This window comes from Shimia sp. R10_1 (genome assembly GCF_017744095.1).
Lineage (GTDB): Bacteria > Pseudomonadota > Alphaproteobacteria > Rhodobacterales > Rhodobacteraceae > Shimia.
This window is the reverse complement of record NZ_JAGHQX010000008.1, coordinates 116,964-133,332: the sequence shown is the minus strand read 5'-3', so window position 1 is coordinate 133,332 and position 16,369 is coordinate 116,964. Positions and strand designations below refer to the sequence as shown.

16 protein-coding genes are annotated in these 16,369 nt (G+C 59.7%); 8 read left to right on the top strand and 8 right to left on the bottom strand.

What is annotated here, in order from left to right:
* Nucleotide 1 precedes the first annotated feature (1 nt).
* From J7413_RS15540 to J7413_RS15530, 3 genes are read right to left on the bottom strand one after another with little or no spacing between them, the layout of a single operon-like run.
* Entirely contained in the window at nucleotides 2-1,189 is a 1,188-nt protein-coding gene (locus J7413_RS15540; RefSeq protein WP_209099830.1) for an acyl-CoA dehydrogenase family protein, read from the bottom strand.
* A gap of 4 nt (nucleotides 1,190-1,193) precedes the next feature.
* Nucleotides 1,194-3,278, bottom strand: a complete 2,085-nt coding sequence (locus J7413_RS15535; RefSeq protein WP_209099828.1) for a 3-hydroxyacyl-CoA dehydrogenase NAD-binding domain-containing protein — start codon at nucleotides 3,276-3,278, stop codon at nucleotides 1,194-1,196.
* Complete coding sequence (locus tag J7413_RS15530) at nucleotides 3,278-3,532, bottom strand: hypothetical protein (RefSeq protein ID WP_209099827.1); 255 nt, start codon at nucleotides 3,530-3,532, stop codon at nucleotides 3,278-3,280. Before J7413_RS15530 ends, J7413_RS15535 begins: the two co-directional genes overlap by 1 nt.
* 4 nt (nucleotides 3,533-3,536) lie before the next feature.
* On the opposite strand from J7413_RS15530, the gene J7413_RS15525 reads away from it, so the two are divergent.
* From J7413_RS15525 to J7413_RS15515, 3 genes are all read left to right on the top strand, one after another.
* Nucleotides 3,537-5,189 (top strand): long-chain-fatty-acid--CoA ligase, encoded by a 1,653-nt coding sequence (locus J7413_RS15525; RefSeq protein WP_209099826.1) that lies wholly within the window; start codon nucleotides 3,537-3,539, stop codon nucleotides 5,187-5,189.
* A gap of 40 nt (nucleotides 5,190-5,229) precedes the next feature.
* Nucleotides 5,230-6,057, top strand: a complete 828-nt coding sequence (locus J7413_RS15520) for an IclR family transcriptional regulator (RefSeq protein WP_209099825.1) — start codon at nucleotides 5,230-5,232, stop codon at nucleotides 6,055-6,057.
* Nucleotides 6,058-6,119: 62 nt separating this feature from the next.
* Complete coding sequence (locus J7413_RS15515) at nucleotides 6,120-6,914, top strand: phytanoyl-CoA dioxygenase family protein (RefSeq protein ID WP_209099824.1); 795 nt, start codon at nucleotides 6,120-6,122, stop codon at nucleotides 6,912-6,914.
* Nucleotides 6,915-6,947: 33 nt separating this feature from the next.
* Here the strand turns inward: J7413_RS15515 and J7413_RS15510 are convergent, their stop codons facing one another.
* Entirely contained in the window at nucleotides 6,948-7,415 is a 468-nt protein-coding gene (locus tag J7413_RS15510) for a GatB/YqeY domain-containing protein (RefSeq protein ID WP_209099823.1), read from the bottom strand.
* A 184-nt stretch (nucleotides 7,416-7,599) separates the two neighbouring features.
* Here J7413_RS15510 and carA point away from each other — a divergent pair, with 184 nt between their 5' ends.
* Both carA and J7413_RS15500 read left to right on the top strand, forming a co-directional pair.
* Nucleotides 7,600-8,766: a glutamine-hydrolyzing carbamoyl-phosphate synthase small subunit gene (gene carA / locus J7413_RS15505; protein ID WP_209099822.1), complete on the top strand. Its 1,167-nt coding sequence runs from the start codon at nucleotides 7,600-7,602 to the stop codon at nucleotides 8,764-8,766.
* Between the two features lie 304 nt (nucleotides 8,767-9,070).
* Complete coding sequence (locus tag J7413_RS15500) at nucleotides 9,071-10,885, top strand: glycosyltransferase family 2 protein (RefSeq protein WP_247743563.1); 1,815 nt, start codon at nucleotides 9,071-9,073, stop codon at nucleotides 10,883-10,885.
* Between the two features lie 35 nt (nucleotides 10,886-10,920).
* On the opposite strand, the gene J7413_RS15495 is transcribed toward J7413_RS15500, so the two are convergent.
* Entirely contained in the window at nucleotides 10,921-11,553 is a 633-nt protein-coding gene (locus J7413_RS15495; protein WP_209099820.1) for a GntR family transcriptional regulator, read from the bottom strand.
* Between the two features lie 125 nt (nucleotides 11,554-11,678).
* Between J7413_RS15495 and J7413_RS15490 the strand changes: the two genes are divergently transcribed.
* From J7413_RS15490 to J7413_RS15480, 3 genes are all read left to right on the top strand, one after another.
* A complete protein-coding gene (locus tag J7413_RS15490) occupies nucleotides 11,679-12,323 on the top strand; it encodes a pyrimidine 5'-nucleotidase (RefSeq protein WP_209099819.1) in 645 nt (214 codons plus the stop codon).
* A 196-nt stretch (nucleotides 12,324-12,519) separates the two neighbouring features.
* Complete coding sequence (locus tag J7413_RS15485) at nucleotides 12,520-12,738, top strand: hypothetical protein (RefSeq protein WP_209099818.1); 219 nt, start codon at nucleotides 12,520-12,522, stop codon at nucleotides 12,736-12,738.
* Nucleotides 12,739-12,798: 60 nt separating this feature from the next.
* The gene (locus tag J7413_RS15480) at nucleotides 12,799-14,001 is read left to right on the top strand and encodes a UbiH/UbiF family hydroxylase (protein ID WP_209099817.1); all 1,203 of its coding nucleotides are present in this window, start codon (nucleotides 12,799-12,801) and stop codon (nucleotides 13,999-14,001) included.
* Nucleotides 14,002-14,201: 200 nt separating this feature from the next.
* On the opposite strand, the gene J7413_RS15475 is transcribed toward J7413_RS15480, so the two are convergent.
* From J7413_RS15475 to J7413_RS15465, 3 genes are read right to left on the bottom strand one after another with little or no spacing between them, the layout of a single operon-like run.
* Entirely contained in the window at nucleotides 14,202-15,323 is a 1,122-nt protein-coding gene (locus J7413_RS15475) for an aminotransferase class V-fold PLP-dependent enzyme (RefSeq protein WP_209099816.1), read from the bottom strand.
* Nucleotides 15,324-15,381: 58 nt separating this feature from the next.
* Nucleotides 15,382-15,837: an Lrp/AsnC family transcriptional regulator gene (locus tag J7413_RS15470; protein ID WP_209099815.1), complete on the bottom strand. Its 456-nt coding sequence runs from the start codon at nucleotides 15,835-15,837 to the stop codon at nucleotides 15,382-15,384.
* On the bottom strand, nucleotides 15,834-16,289 hold the full coding sequence (locus J7413_RS15465; protein WP_209099813.1) for an Lrp/AsnC family transcriptional regulator: 456 nt from the start codon (nucleotides 16,287-16,289) through the stop codon (nucleotides 15,834-15,836). Before J7413_RS15465 ends, J7413_RS15470 begins: the two co-directional genes overlap by 4 nt.
* Between the last annotated feature and the right edge of the window lie 80 nt (nucleotides 16,290-16,369).

The window sequence follows — 16,369 nt, the reverse complement described above, 5'->3', positions numbered from 1 at the left end:
CTCAGAGCTCCAGCATGGTTTTGGTCACAATATTGCGCTGGATCTCGTTGGATCCGCCAAAGATCGAAGTCTTGCGATTGTTGAAATACCGCGCCGCATTGTGCTCGGTATCGGGCGGGCCAAACATCAGATTGCCCTCACCCACATGGCCGGGGAACGGGGCCGCCGCCGGGCCCAGCGCGCGGCGGGCGAGGTCTCTGAGCTCCTGATTGATCACCGTGCCTTTGATTTTCAAAAGCGAGGTTTCCGGCCCTGGCGCACCCTGCGCCTGTGCTTTGAACAACATGCGCAAATTGGTGATTTTCATCGCCTCCAGATCAATCTCCGCCTGCGCGATCCGCGCCGCAAACAGCGGGTCTTCGATCAAGGGTCGCCCACCCCGCATGGTCTTGCGGGCAATCGCCTTCACCTCCTCAAGAGCCTGTATGGAAAAACCAACCCCCGCAATCCCGGTCCGCTCATGGGTCAGCAGGAACTTGGCAATGGTCCAGCCTTTGTTCTCTTCGCCCACCAGATTGCCAATCGGCACCCGCACGTCGGTGAAGAAAATCTCATTCACCTCGTGACCGCCCTCAATCAACTTGATCGGGCGCAGCTCAATACCGGGTGTCGCCATGTCCACAAGGATGAAGCTGATCCCCGCCTGCGGCTTGGCCTCAGGATCCGTGCGACACAGACAGAAAATCCAATCGGCGTGCTGACCTAGTGTGGTCCAGGTTTTCTGCCCATTGATCACCCAGTGATCCCCATCCCGCTCCGCACGGGTTTTCAGGCTCGCAAGGTCTGACCCCGCGCCCGGTTCCGAGTACCCCTGACACCACCAGTCGGTGCCATCCAAAATCCGCGGCAAATAGTGATCCTGCTGCGCTTTGGAGCCAAATTCGATCAGCACAGGCCCCAGCATATTCAGCCCAAACGGCACAATGCGCGGCGCATAGGCACGACAGCATTCTTCTTCAAAAATGTGCTTCTGCACAGGACTCCATCCCGGCCCACCAAAGTCTTTGGGCCAGATTGTCGCCAGCCAGCCCCGCGCATTCAGAAGGGCGTGCCACTCCTCCATCATCGCCTTGGTCAGCTCTCCGCCCGCGCGCACAGCATCCGAAATCTCTTTCGGCAGCTTCTCAGCAAGGAACGCCCGCACCTCATCGCGAAACGCCAGTTCCTCTTTGGAATAGCTCAGATCCATCGCGTCACTTCCCCTTGTTCAGATCCGCAAAGGTCGTGCCATCCGTCGCCATTTGCTTCAGCAACGCAGGCACCTGCCAGTAATGCGCATCCTCTGCCGCATAGGCTTCGATGCGTTTCACCAGCTCCGCCGCGCCAATGGTGTCGGCATAATGCAGCGGCCCACCGCGGAACCTTGGGAAGCCATAGCCCATCAAAAACACCACATCGACATCCACAGGCCGCAGCGCGATGCCATCGGCCACCACCCGCACCGCCTCAGAAATCATCGCAGTCATATAACGTTCCACGATCTCGTCGTCGCTAAAGCTGCGCGGCGTGATCCCCGCCTTGGCGCGCTCTTCCTCAATGATGCCGTTCAGATCCGGGTTCTCCAGTGTCTCGCGGCCCTCATAGACAAAATAGCCCTTGCCCGTCTTGCGCCCGTTCCAGCCGTTTTCGCTCAGCCGGTCGGCAATCGCGCCACCATACCGCTCCTCGGCGGGCCGCGTCGCCGCCAGCCGCTTGCGGGTCATATAGCCGATGTCCAGCCCCGCCAGATCGCCCACGCGATGCGGCCCCATGGCAAAGCCAAAGCCCTCCAGCGCCTTGTCCACCTGATCGGGATGTGCGCCATCCAGCACCAGATAGCTCGCCGCCTTCAGATAATGCCCCAAAATCCGGTTGCCGATGAAACCATCGCACACGCCCGCGCGCACGCCCACTTTGCGCATTTTCTTGGCCAGCGCGAAACCTGTTGCGACAACCTCAGGCGCGGTGTGCTCACCCACCACCACCTCAAGCAGCTTCATGATGTGCGCGGGTGAGAAGAAATGCAGGCCCAGTACATCGCTTGGCCGGCGGGTCTGCGCCGCAATCTCATTGATATCAAGGTAGGAGGTGTTCGATGCCAAAATCGCCCCCTCCTTGCAGATGCCATCAAGCTTGCCAAAGATCTCTTTCTTGACGTCCATGTTTTCAAACACGGCCTCAATCACCAGATCGACCTCGCCAAGGCTCTCAAGCGTGGTGGAGGCGGTCAGCATCGCCAGCGCCGCATCGCGTTTCTCGCCGCTCATCTTACCGCGTTTCACCGCACCATCCAGATTGGCCGTGATCGTCGCCACGCCTTTGTCGAGTGCTTCCTGCGTGACCTCCACCAATGTGACCGGCAGCCCCGCCATCAATGCAGAGGTTGAAATACCCGACCCCATGGTGCCGCCGCCAATCACGCCAATTGCGGCCACATCCCGCGCCTGCGCTTTCTTTTCGGGAATGTTCGCCACGGCACGTTCCCCAAAGAAGGCGTGGATCAGCCCTTTAGACTGCGGCGAGGTCACACATGTCATGAAGGCCGCCCGTTCCAACGCCAGACCTTCCTTGAAGTCCCCGGTCGAGGCAGCCACCGCTTCCACACATTTCTGCGGAGACATCAGATGCGGATGTTTCTTTGCAACCATCGCCGCGGTGGCTTCAATCGCGGCCTCATCCGGCGTTGTGGTCAGATCACAGGTCCGCCGGGTCGCCAGCGTTCCGCGCACCACATCGCGTGCTGCCGCCAGCGCAACGTCGCGTGGCGCCCCGTCATCAATCCGGTCAATCAAACCCATCTGATGCGCTTCCGCCGCAGGCACATGGCGGCCAGACAGGATCAGATCCAGCGCATTGGGAATGCCCGCCAGTCGCGGCGCACGTTGCGTGCCGCCCGCGCCCGGCAGAATGCCCAGCAGCACCTCGGGCAGACCCACCTTCGCGCTTGGCACCGCCACCCGTGCGTGACAGCCCATCGCGGTTTCCAGACCTCCGCCCAACGCGGTGCCGTGAATGGCCGCCACAATCGGTGTCTCGTTGGCTTCCAGAATATCGCAGACCTCAGGCAGACCCGGCGCCATCGGCGGTTTGCCAAATTCGGTGATGTCCGCCCCAGCCACAAAGGTGCGCCCCGCACAATACAGCCCGATTGCCTTTACGCTTCCTGCTGCATCAATCTCTTTCAACGCATCCACAAGACCCTGGCGCACCGCAATGCCGCTGGCATTCACCGGTGGGTTGTCAATGCAGATCAAAGCCACATCATCCACAAATTCTACGCTGACTTTTTTCTCGCTCATCAGGACCCTCCCTCGATCCGCCAAACCAACAGGCGACACGCCGCCACAGCAAGGCACACCTGCGCATCAAACGCGCACTGCCCGTGCTGCCTCGCAACCAATGTAGAGCCGCGATTGCGCCCGTGAAAATCAGTTTCGCCCAAACCACCGGATTTGCGACGCGACGTGACTTTGGCCAAAATCTTCATGACAGATGCCAAGGTGCCGCTACGCTGCCGTGCAAGAGTGCCATCCCAGAGGAGCCAACCGGACACGCACATGCCCCATCCAAATGCCCGCATCCCAGATTTCTGGCCCACCGACAAACGCTGGACATTTGATCGCCCGGAGCAGCCGATTGATGTGCATCTGGAGGAAACCGTTGCCAAATGGGGCGATAGGATCGGCGTCACCTACAATGGGTCCGACTACACCTATCAGGACATCGCAGCGCGCGTTTCGGCGCTGGCGGGCTATTTGCAGAACGCAGGTCTCCGCAAAGGGGGGCGTGTTCTGCTTTATACGCAGAATTGCCCGCAATACATCATCAGCTTCTATGCCATCCTGCGCGCGGGCGGTGCCGTGGTGCCCGTGAACCCCATGAACAAACAGGCAGAAATCGACTATCTGGTCGCAGACACAGGGGCCGAAATTGCCATCTGCGCGCTGGAGCTTTCTGAACATATTCTGCCCGCACTGAACCGCGGCGCACTCAGCACCCTGATCGGCACCCGGATGACCGACATGGGGGATCCCGATTTTGACCTGATCCCAGACAATCTCGTGCAAGCCATGTCTGAACAGGAGGCCGAGCGCCTCGGCATCATCGGCTTTCAAACTGCGCTGGATGCGGGCCACACGCCTTTGCCGCGCGCCACAACATCCGATGACCTTGCTGTCATCCCCTACAGCTCTGGCACCACCGGCCAACCGAAAGGCTGTGTGCACACCCACCGCAGTTTTCTGGCGTCCCTCCATGCCAGCGTGCAATGGAATCCACCCGACGAAACCACCGTGCATCTGGCCGCTCTTCCATTCTTTCATGTCACCGGCATGGTCGGTGGCATGACCAGCCCCGTGCTCACCGGCGGGCGCAATGTGATCCTGCCGCGCTGGTCGAGCAGGCTCGCGGCCGGGCTGATCGCGCGCTATGGTATTTCACGCTGGCGCTCCATTGCCACGATGGCCATTGATCTGGTGAATGACCCTGATTTTGACACTTATGATCTGTCCACGCTGAAAATGATTGGCGGCGGCGGCGCTGCGATGCCCGATGCCATCGCCAAAAGGCTCAAGGATATGACGGGGCTCGACTATATCGAAGGCTACGGCCTCTCGGAAACCATGGCTGCCACCCATGTGAACCCGACGGACGCCCCCAAACGCCAATGCCTTGGTCAGCCGATCTATGAAGTCGACAGCCGCGTGCTGGAGATTGGCGGCACCGCAGAGTTGCCCCATGGCGAAGTGGGCGAAATTGTCATGCACGCCCCACAGAATTTCATCGGCTACTGGCAACGCCCAGAAGACACCAAAGCCGCCTTTGTGGAGATCGACGGCGTGCCCTTCTTCCGCTCCGGCGACATCGGCTATCGTGATGAGGATGGCTATTTCTTCATGGTGGATCGCGTGAAACGCATGGTCAACGCAGCCGGTTTCAAAGTCTGGCCCGCAGAGGTCGAAATGCTCATGCTGCACCATCCCGACATTGCAGAAGCCTGTGTGATTGGCGCCAAAGATGCGCGGCGCGGCGAATGCGTGAAAGCCGTGGTGGTGCCAAAGCCCGAAGCCGCAGACACGCTGACTGAGGACAGCATAATCGCGTGGTGCAAAACCCAGATGAGCGCTTACAAATGCCCCACCATAGTGGAATTTGTCGATGCTCTGCCAAAATCCGGCGTTGGGAAAGTCTTGTGGAAAAATCTCACATGACGCATAGAAAATTCCACGATGCGGAAATAGAGTCATTTGCATGAGAAAACGTTCCCTCGCAAACAGCGACAGCAGCCCAGCACCAGAAGCAGACCGTCAGTTTGTGACAGCGCTGTCGCGCGGCCTCGAAGTGCTGCGCTGTTTCCGCCCCCGTGACCGCATGGGGCTGTCAAACCGCGAGTTGGCCGAACGCACCGGCCTGCCCAATTCCACCGTCTCGCGGCTGACCTACACATTGCTGCAAACCGGCTATTTGCTCTATGATGAGCAAACCGGCCGCTACCGCATCGGCGTGCCCGCGCTCAGCCTCGGCTTTGCCTGCCTCGGCAGCATGCCAATCCGCGAAGCTGCCAAAGAGCACATGCAGCGCCTCGCTGACTACGCGGGTGATGGGGTGCAGGTCGCCCTTGGCGCGCGCGATGACCACACCGTCACCTACCTCGCCTGCGCCCGCTCTGAACAGGGTATGATGTCGCTGCAACTTGGCGTCGGCTCGCGCATCTCTCTGGCCCGCTCCGCCATGGGGCGCGCCTATATCGCAGGCTGTCCGCCAGAAGAGCGCGCCGAAATCCTTGAAACGCTCGCCCTGCACCATGGCCCAGAACGCTGGCCCGGCATTCTGGAGGGCATCAAGGATGCCGAACGCCAGATCGCAGAGAAAGGGTTTTATGGCAACTACGGCGACTGGCACGAAGGCGTGCACTCCATTGCCGTGCCCTTCCCCACCCCCGGTGACGCCAACCCAGATCTCGCACTTAATCTCGGCGGGCCTGCCCCTTTCCTCACCCGTGAGCGCATGGAAAATGACCTGGCCCCAAAACTTCTGGAAGTTGCAAATGCTCTGCGCCTACACGCCATACAGGTCTAATGCCTCTTGACCCTCCCCGGCAGCTGCCCCACCGTGCGCGCTGAACTATGAGGAGGCACACTATGGTGCAGATCACGCAATCCGACATCGACACATATCAAAGCGACGGAGTCGTGCTGATCCGGGGGCTTTTTGCCGATCACGTGGACACCCTGCGCGCAGGCGTGGCCCGCAACATGGAAACACCCGGCCCCTATGCCTCCAACAATGAAAAGGCAGGCGAATCCGGCCGCTTCTTTGATGACTATTGCAACTGGCAGAACATCCCTGAGTTTCAGGAGGTTATTGAAACCTCAGAGGCCGCCGAAGTGGCCGCGAAACTGATGAAATCGCAAACGGTGCAGATGTTTCATGACCACGTGCTTGTGAAAGAGCCCGGCACGTCCATGGCCACCCCATGGCACACCGACGGCCCTTACTATTTTGTCGAAGGCAGCCAGACCATCAGCTTCTGGTCCCCGCTCGATCCGGTGAAAGACGCCACCCTGCGCATGGTGGCAGGCAGCCACAAATGGGAAAAGCCTGTTCTGCCCACCCGCTGGGTCTCTGAGGAAAGCTTCTTCCCAAATGAGGACGACTATATGCCGATCCCGGACCCGGATGCCGAAGGCATGCGTGTGCTGGAATGGGAAATGGCGCCGGGCGACGCTGTGGCGTTTAACTACCACATTCTGCATGGCGCACGCGGCAACACCGCGACCTCACGCCGCCGTGCCTTCTCTCTGCGTCTGCTGGGAGATGACGCCCGCTATGTAGAGCGTCCGGGCCGCACGTCCCCGCCGTTCCCGGGCCACGACATGCAAGAAGGCCAGAAACTCCGGGAAGACTGGTTCCCGATGCTCTGGCCTCGCAGCTAAGCCAACCTGACTTAGCGAAACACATTACAGGGATCAGCTGTTGCTCAGCTGGTCCTTTACCATTGGGCCCACTTTGCCAAAGTCCATCTGGCCCGTGTATTTTGCCTTGAGCGCGCCCATCACTTTGCCCATGTCGCGGATCGACTCAGCGCCAACCTCGCCCATGGCAGCCGTGATTGCAGCGGTGATTTCATCCTCACTCAACTGCTTGGGCAAAAATTCTTCGATCACCGGGATTTCGCCCAGTTCCCGCTCTGCCAAGTCCAGACGCCCACCCTCTTCATAGGTGCGCGCGCTTTCTTGGCGTTGCTTGACCATTTTGGCCAGGATCGACAGGATTTCTCCGTCGCCCACACCGGCGCTGTCTTCGCCTTCGCCCCGCGCTGCGATGTCACGATCTTTGATCGCGGCCATAATCAGGCGCAATGTCGAAAGCCGGTCAGCGGCTCGGTCACGCATTGCTTGTTTCAATGCGCTATTGATGTCGTCTCTGAGTGCCATTCATCTTGCCAATTGCTGTCAAACACAAGCCTGCGACCTTACAGAAACGTAAACTGACTCGCAACAGCCGGTGTCGCCTGCGCAAACCCCCTAAAAACAAGGGCTCCACCTCACCACAGAATGGCTTGACGCCCGCCCTGCGCCGACATATGCATCGGCCAATTTGCCAGCCGGAGACTCGCCCATGACCGCCTCACAGACCGCACCAACCCCAGATCACCCGACCGCCTGCCTCGCTCTTGCGGATGGCACCCTGTTTTACGGACGTGGCTTTGGGGCCACCGGCGAAACCGTCGCCGAGCTGTGCTTCAACACCGCAATGACCGGCTATCAGGAAATCATGACAGATCCGTCTTATGCGGGCCAAATCGTGACCTTCACCTTCCCGCACATCGGCAACACCGGTGTGACCCCCGAAGATGATGAAACCGGCGATCCGGTGGCCGAAGGCATGGTGGTGAAATGGGACCCCACCGCGCCTTCAAACTGGCGTTCGGTGGACACGCTGTCCAACTGGCTGGCAGCACGTGGGCGCATCGCCATCGGCGGCATCGACACCCGTCGCCTGACCCGCGCCATCCGCCAGCAAGGCGCCCCACACGTCGCACTGGCACATGATCCAGACGGCAACTTCGACACCGAAGCCCTGGTCGCCAAAGCCCGCGCCTTCTCCGGTCTGGAAGGTCTGGACCTGGCCAAAGAAGTGACCTGCGCACAAAGCTACCGCTGGGACGAAATGCGCTGGGCATGGCCCGATGGCTACCCGACCCAGACCGCACCCAAACACAAAGTGGTTGCTGTGGACTTTGGCGCAAAACGCAACATCCTGCGCTGCCTCGCGTCTGTGGGCTGTGATGTCACCGTCCTGCCCGCCACCGCAACCGCCGAAGAGGTGCTCGCACACAACCCAGACGGCGTCTTTCTGTCCAACGGCCCCGGCGATCCGGCGGCCACAGGCGCATATGCTGTGCCAATGATCCAAGAGGTGCTGAAAGCCGACATCCCTGTCTTTGGCATTTGCTTGGGCCACCAGATGCTCGCCTTGGCGCTTGGCGCAAAGACCGTAAAAATGAACCACGGCCACCACGGGGCAAACCACCCTGTGAAAGACCATGACACCGGCAAGGTGGAAATCACCTCCATGAACCACGGCTTTGCAGTGGATGCGCAAACCCTGCCAGAGGGTGTGGTGGAAAGCCATGTATCGCTGTTTGATGGCTCCAACTGTGGAATCCGTTTGGCCGATCGCCCGGTCTTCTCCGTGCAGCACCACCCAGAAGCCAGCCCCGGCCCTCAAGACAGCTTTTACTTGTTTGAGAACTTCGCCGCCGCTATGGCCGCCCGCGCCTAAACGCCTAGGGCAACAAGCTGAAAACACCAAAACCCGGCCTGCCTCACAGGTCGGGTTTTCCTTATTTTCAGAGCCTATCGCAGCAAAATTAACGAAGCGTTAACCATACCGGCGCACCCTAACCAAGACAACCGAAGGTTAAGTGGGCAAGATGGCAGGCGCGAGACTGCACAAACTCCCGGCACCACCACTCACGCGTCACAGCGCGCGCCTGCCGCTTGCAAGAACCCTCCTTGAGAAAGACATCATAACCCCGTGGCAGGTGTTTTATGCTTTGAGGTGCGAGGCACAATGGAACGCCACTTTGCCCGAAATTCTCACGGCCCGCGGCTGGATTTCAGAGCCGGATATGCGCGCCTTGCTGGCAGAGCGGCATGACCTGCGCCAGATTGATCTGAACAGAACACCGCCAGCAGGTGCCCTGACCTCGCTGCTCGCGCCTGAATTCTGCCTGCAACACTGCGTCTTGCCCTGGGCGCGCCTTGGGGATGTGGTCATTCTGGTGACGGGGCGCCCGCAAGCGCTTGAAAAACTGCGCGCCGCGCTGCCTCCAAACCTCAAATCTGCGCTTTTCGCACTGGCAAAGCGCCATGACATAGAACACCACATCGCCCTCAACCATCGAAAAACTCTGACGCTCAGCGCCGAGACCAGCATCGCCGAGGCCGAAAGCTGTCGACCACTGGGCGCCCGCAGCGCGGCCAAGGCCACACTCTTGTTGCTGTCGATTGCGCTCATCACCGGTCTGAGCTTTCACGTGCCTTTGCTCATTTGGGACACGGTTCTGTTTTGGACGCTGCTTACGCTGCTCGGAGCGATCTCACTGCGCTTGGCCGGTCTTTATCATGCACTGACAGAGTTTTTTGCCGCCAAACCCAAAGCCAGCCGCGCCTTGCAACCTGCGCCAACCCCGCCCACAAACCTACCGGGTTTGCGCAGCGTCGCGCGCGTGTCGCCCCAGCCAGCCCCGCAGCGTCTGCCACGTATCTCTGTGCTGGTGCCCTTGTTTCGCGAACCAGAAATCGCAACCGCTCTGATTCATCGGCTCACCCGCCTGACCTACCCCCGCGCTTTGCTCGAAATCGTCCTTGTGCTGGAAGAATATGACACCGCCACCCGCACCGCCATCGCACGCACCCGCCTGCCCCGCTGGATGCGTGTGGTGGAGGTGCCCGCAGGTTCAACCATCACCACCAAACCGCGTGCGCTCAATTATGCACTGCCCTTCTGCCGCGGCGACATCATCGGTGTCTGGGATGCCGAAGATGCCCCCGCCAGCGACCAACTGGAAAAGGTCGCAGCGCATTTTGCCCGTGCCGCACCTGATGTCGCCTGCCTTCAAGGCATACTGGACTACTACAACCCTTTCACCAATTGGCTCTCGCGCTGTTTCACCATAGAATATGCCGCTTGGTTTCGCCTGATACTTCCGGGTCTCAACCGCCTGGGGTTCGCCATCCCTCTTGGTGGCACGACCCTGTTCTTTCGCCGCTCCGTGCTTGAGGCACTGGGCGGGTGGGACAGCCACAATGTCACCGAAGATGCAGATCTCGGCATCCGTCTGGCCCGTCATGGCTACCGCACTGAGTTGCTTGACAGCATCACGCAAGAGGAGGCCAATTGCGCGCCCATCGCCTGGATCCGTCAACGCTCGCGTTGGCTAAAGGGGTATGCCGCCACCTATATCGTCCACATGCGCAACCCTGCTGCGCTCCTGCGCAGTCTCGGTCTGCGACAGTTTCTCGGCTTTCAGGTGCTGTTTCTCTGCAGCCTCAGCCAGTTCCTGCTGGCGCCGGTGCTTTGGGCACTCTGGGGCGCCGCCTTCGGGCTGCCCGCACCTCTGATCGATCACCTGCCCCAAAGCAGCCAGAACGCCATTGTCGCGCTGTTGCTGCTGGCCGCTGTCACCAATGGCGCGGTGTGGCTCTGCGCGGTTGCCAAAACCCAAAGGCCCCAGCTCTACAAATGGGTCTTTGCCATGCTGATCTACTTTCCGCTGGCAACCCTCGCCGCTTTCAAAGCCATGGTGGAAATCACCATCGCCCCATTTTATTGGGACAAAACCAGCCACGGGAAAACCGACGAGGGCATCTCGCACGGCATCGTCCCGCCGTCATAACCCTGCCGCCATAGCACCGCCAGCGTAGCGCCAGATCAGTTTTCCTGCTTCAGCCGCGTCACAAATGCCGTGGAAATATGCGCCCGCAACGCTTCGTCTGCGCCATCTCCATCATGGGCCGCAATCGCATCCACAATCGCCTGATGCTCCACCAGCGTGTCCTCGCCACGCCCTTCCACCGCAATCGAGGTGGTCGCCATGAGCGCCATGGACCGATGCACAAGATCGAGCTGCTGCACCAGATACCGGTTGTGACTGGCCAGATGGATCTGTTTGTGAAAGCGCCGGTTGGAGCGCGCCAGCGCCGCCGGGTCATCAACCCGTGCCTGATCCTCAATCACCATATCCTGCAGCACACGCACCTCTTCGGCGGTGGCATGGCGCGCCGCCAATCGGGCCGCCAGCCCCTCAAGCTCACTGCGCACCACATACAGCTCAGCCATCTGATTGTGGTCGAGCGAATTCACAATCAGGCTGCGGCCATCACGCGCCAGCAAAGACTGGGTCTCCAACCGCTGCAGCGCCTCCCGGATCGGGGTCCGTGACATGCCGAATTTCTCTGCCAGATCACTCTCCACCAGACGGTCACCCGGCTTATAGCCCCCCACATCAATGGCCTCCAGAATAAGTGTGTAGGCATCCTTATTCGGGCGAGCGCTTTGCGACATATCCAGCCGTATCCTTTTCTGAGCGTTGCGCGCCAGCATCGCGCACCCCCAAAGGTGATGCAACCCCGCGAAAGCGAACAATGCGCCCCATTGCACCCACCTGCACCGCCGCGTATCACAGTGCCATGCCAAAGACCTCTTTCTCTCATGTCCGCACCTGGGTGTTTGACCTCGACAACACCCTCTATCCGCCCCGCGCGCGCCTCTTCGATCAAATCGAAGTGCGCATGACAAACTACGTCATGACCACGCTGGGCGTGGATCGGCCCACCGCCGATCAGATGCGCAAGGACTATTGGGCGCGCTATGGCACCACCCTCACCGGACTGATGCGCGAGCATGATCTGGATCCCGCGCCCTATCTTGTGGATGTGCACGATATTTCGCTGGACCACCTGGAAAAAGACACCGCCCTGGCAAACCATATCAACGCCCTGCCCGGCCGCCGCATCGTCTACACCAACGGCACGGCACCTTATGCAGAGCGCGTGCTGGCCGCCCGAGGGCTCGACGGCGCGTTTGATGCGATCTACGGCGTGGAGCATGCGGACTTCCTGCCAAAACCAGAACGCGCGGCCTTTGAAACCATTTTTGACAAAGATGGGCTGACAACAGTGACCGCCGCCATGTTTGAGGATGACCCCCGCAACCTGCAAGCCCCGCACGACATGGGCATGCGCACCGTGCATGTCGCCCCCGAGGCGCTGGATGAAACCCACATCCACTTCCACACAGATGACCTGACAGCCTTTCTGGGCAAACTGCTCTAGGCGAGCCCCTGCGACACTCTGACTGCTTTCCCCCGCTGGCCGGATGCCTATCTCAGCACTGCGCAACAGGACAGAGCCGAAGACACCGCATGCTTCGCGCTACACCGTTTTGTTTGCGCGCAACGACCAAGGCTGTCTCGGCAGCCTTCCTCCTCCAATCTGATGCCATCACGGCACCCGCGAACAGGACACTTTCATGAGCCTTGCAGACGCTTCCGATCTGAACACCTCCTCCCACACAGCTGATCACGGCACAGAAATCACCGGCGCAGGCTGGATCTATGCTGGCATTGCACTGGTTGCCGCACTCTGGGCCACATCTGTTGTCATGTTCGGCATTCCGGGCCTCTACATTCCAGCAGTTGCCGCCGTGCCTGTGATCTTTCTGACGCTTGTGCTGATCTCCCGAGGGTGACATCCCGTCCCCTTGGAACCCGTCTTGCGCAGGTCTATGATTCACGATTAGGAGGCCAGCATGACTGACAACACCCAAGTGGACATTCTGATTTCTGGTGGCGGCATCGCCGGGCTGACAGCCGCCGCCGCTTTTGGCACCGCCGGGTTCACTGTGCAATGTGTGGATCCGACACCACCCATCACAGAACGCGACGCAGCAGGCGCAGACATGCGCAGCACCGCGTTTTTGCAGCCGGCGCGCAGCCTTCTGGAAGAGGCCGGCCTCTGGGACCGGCTGGATGCACATGCCGCACCGCTGCAGGTCATGCGCATTGTTGATGCCGGTGGCGAAGTGGCCGAGCCTCGCATTGTCAAGAATTTTGACGCTGCTGATCTTTCTGATCTGCCCTTTGGCTGGAACCTGCCAAACTGGCTGCTGCGCCGCGAAATGCTGGCCCGCCTGAAAGAGCTGGACACCGTTGATCTGCGTCTTGGATGCGGCACCAAAAGCCTGTTCACGCGCACCAATCAAGCCCGCGTTGGGCTAACCGATGGCAGCCAGACTCGGGCCAAACTGGTGATCGCCGCGGACGGGCGCAACTCCCCCATGCGCAAGGCTGCTGGGATTGACGTGAAAACCACGCGCTACGGCCAAAAGGCGCTGGCGCTGGCGGTCACCCACCCGATCCCACATGGCAATGTCTCCACCGAAATCCACCGCTCCGGCGGCCCCTTCACGCTGGTGCCGCTGCCCGACTATAACGGTATGCCCTCCTCAGCGCTGGTCTGGATGGAGCGTGGCCCGCGTGCCGAAGAGCTGCTGAAAATGGACAAAGCGGCGTTCGAAGCGGAGATGACTGAGCGCAGTTGCAGCCTTTACGGGCCGCTCACGCTGGCCTCCAACCGCACGATCTGGCCCATCATCTCGCAAGCCGCCGAACGTCTGGATGGCGAGCGTCTGGCGCTTGTGGCCGAGGCCGCCCATGTGGTGCCACCCATTGGCGCGCAGGGGCTGAATATGAGCCTGGGGGACATGCGCGTGCTGCTGGATCTGGCAAAGGCCGATCCGGCAAATCTCGGCAATGCGGCGATGCTGTCGCAGTACCATCGCAAACGTCACACAGAGATCAAACTGCGGGTGCAGGGCATCGACCTGCTCAATCGCGCTTCCATGGCAGAAGCACAGCCGCTGCGCGACGCCCGCGCCATGGGGCTGAATGCGCTCTACGCGATGGGACCGGTGCGCAAAACGCTCATGCAAATGGGCCTTGGCGCCAGATAACGCGCCGCCCATCAAAACCGCCGTTAAACTGAAAAAGCCGGGGTCACGCCCCGGCTTTTGCATATTTTTGACCCGCCGATGCGCAACGCGCTGCGCGCGCAGAAATCAGGGTCTGGCAACCAAAGTTAACGGGTTTTGCGCCCCGCAAATCGCACCTCCGTGTTACAGACGCGATACCGACGCAAAACCGACGTAAATTTTCAGGTTAACACTTTGTCCAAAACGGTTTTGAGCCGCGCAACAGTGCCGTCTACATCGTAAAGCTTGTCGAGCCCGAACAACCCAAGGCGGAAGGTCTTGAACCCCTCCGGTTCATCACAGGCCAGCGGCACACCCGCTGCAATCTGCATGCCTTCTGCCGCGAACTTGCTGCCGTTCTGGATCGCGCTGTCAGCTGTATAGCTCACAACCACGCCCGGCGCACCAAACCCTTCTGCTGCGACCGACTGAATACCTTTTTCTTTCAGCAGGTTACGAACTGCATTGCCAAGCGCCCACTGCGCATCGCGCAGCTTGTCAAAGCCATAATCGCGGGTTTCCACCATAGTATCCCGGAACGCGCGCAGCGCATCTGTCGGCATGGTCGCGTGATAGGCATGGCCGCCGTTTTCATAGGCCACCACAATGTCCCGCCATTTTTTCAGGTCCAGCGCAAAGCTGTCAGACTGCGTATTTTGCAATCTTTCCAGTGCCTTATCTGACATCATCACCAAGCCTGCAGAGGGCGATGCACTCCATCCCTTCTGCGGTGCCGAGCACAGCACATCCACGCCCAACGCCTTCATGTCCACCCAGACACAGCCAGAGGCGATGCAATCCAGCACCATCAGCGCGCCAACCTCATGCGCAGCAGTGGCCATGGCAGCAATATAGTCATCTGGTAGGATCACACCCGCGCTTGTCTCCACATGCGGCGCAAAGACAACCTGCGGTTTTTCCTCAATAATTTTGGCAACAACGTCTTCGATTGGGGCTGGTGCAAAAGGCGCTGTGGCATCATTTCCAGCCTGCCGCGCCTTCATCACAGTGCTCTCAGCGGCAAAACCACCGGCTTCAAAAATCTGGCTCCAACGATAAGAGAACCAGCCATTGCGCACCACCAGAGTCTTTTGACCCGCCGCAAACTGACGCGCCACCGCTTCCATGCCGTAGGTTCCGCCCCCAGGCACAAGCGCCACACCATCCGCGTTGTAGACCTCTTTCAATAGGTCAGAGATATCTCGCATAACCTGTTGAAAGTTTTGGGACATATGGTTGAGTGAGCGGTCAGTAAAGACCACGGAAAACTCGCTCAGACCACCGGGATCAATGTCATGTGCCATCTGCACTCTCCTCTTTGTGTCCCTTCGCGTTTAGCGCGCATACCGCAAAAAGCAAGGCCTACAGCGGCCCAGGCCGACGCTCCTCACTCAGCAAAACATTGGCCTCCACGTTGCCCACACCCGGCAAGGTCATAACACGCCGCCGCAGCACCCGTTCAAAATCCGAAATATCCCGCGCCGTGACCCGCAACCGATAGTCATACATACCCAGCACATGCTCCACCGTCTGCACCTCAGGAATAGCCGTCACTGCCCGTTCAAAGTCCTCAAGACTGACGCGCCCCTTGGTGGCCAGCTTGATGCCCAGAAAGACCGTCACCCCAAAGCCAAGCCGCTCGCGATCCAGATCCAGTTTGCGGCCCGAAATCGCTCCGCTCTCCTGTAACCTCTTGATTCGACGCCAAGTTGCAGGCTGCGAAAGGCCAAACCGACGCCCAAGCGCCCCAGCATTTTGGGTGGCATCCTCTGCCAGCGCTTTCAGCAGCGCGCGGTCAATCTCATCCAGATCAATCATATCGGCAGGCTCTCATCAGACTTGATCCGCGCCACATGCATAAGCGCTTCAATGTCTGCGATATGGGGCAACGTCAGGATACGACGGCGGTAAATTTCCTGATAGTGGGCCATGTCTTTGGCGATCACCGACAGGCGCACATCCACTTGCCCCAGAAAGGTCTGTATCTCTATGACCTCGGGAATATCACGTGCTGCTTCCAGAAAATCATCAAAGGCGCGGGATTGGGTCTTATCAAGCGTCACCCGCAAACTGACCTCCACCGCATAGCCCAACGCCTGCCAGTCGATTACCGCGCGCTGACCGCGCAGAATGCCTGCGTCACGCAATTTGTCGATTTTGCGCGACAGACGGGAGGTGGTGAGACCCAGGCGGTCAGCAAGCTCTGGCACCGATTGGCTCGGATCGCCCTGAAGGTGGCGCAGTATGCGTCTATCGAGATCATCAAGCATGAATGGCACGATAAATCACAAATAGAAGAATAAAAACCTCGAAAATATCGCCAATTTTGCCAATCAAAACGCTCTTTTTC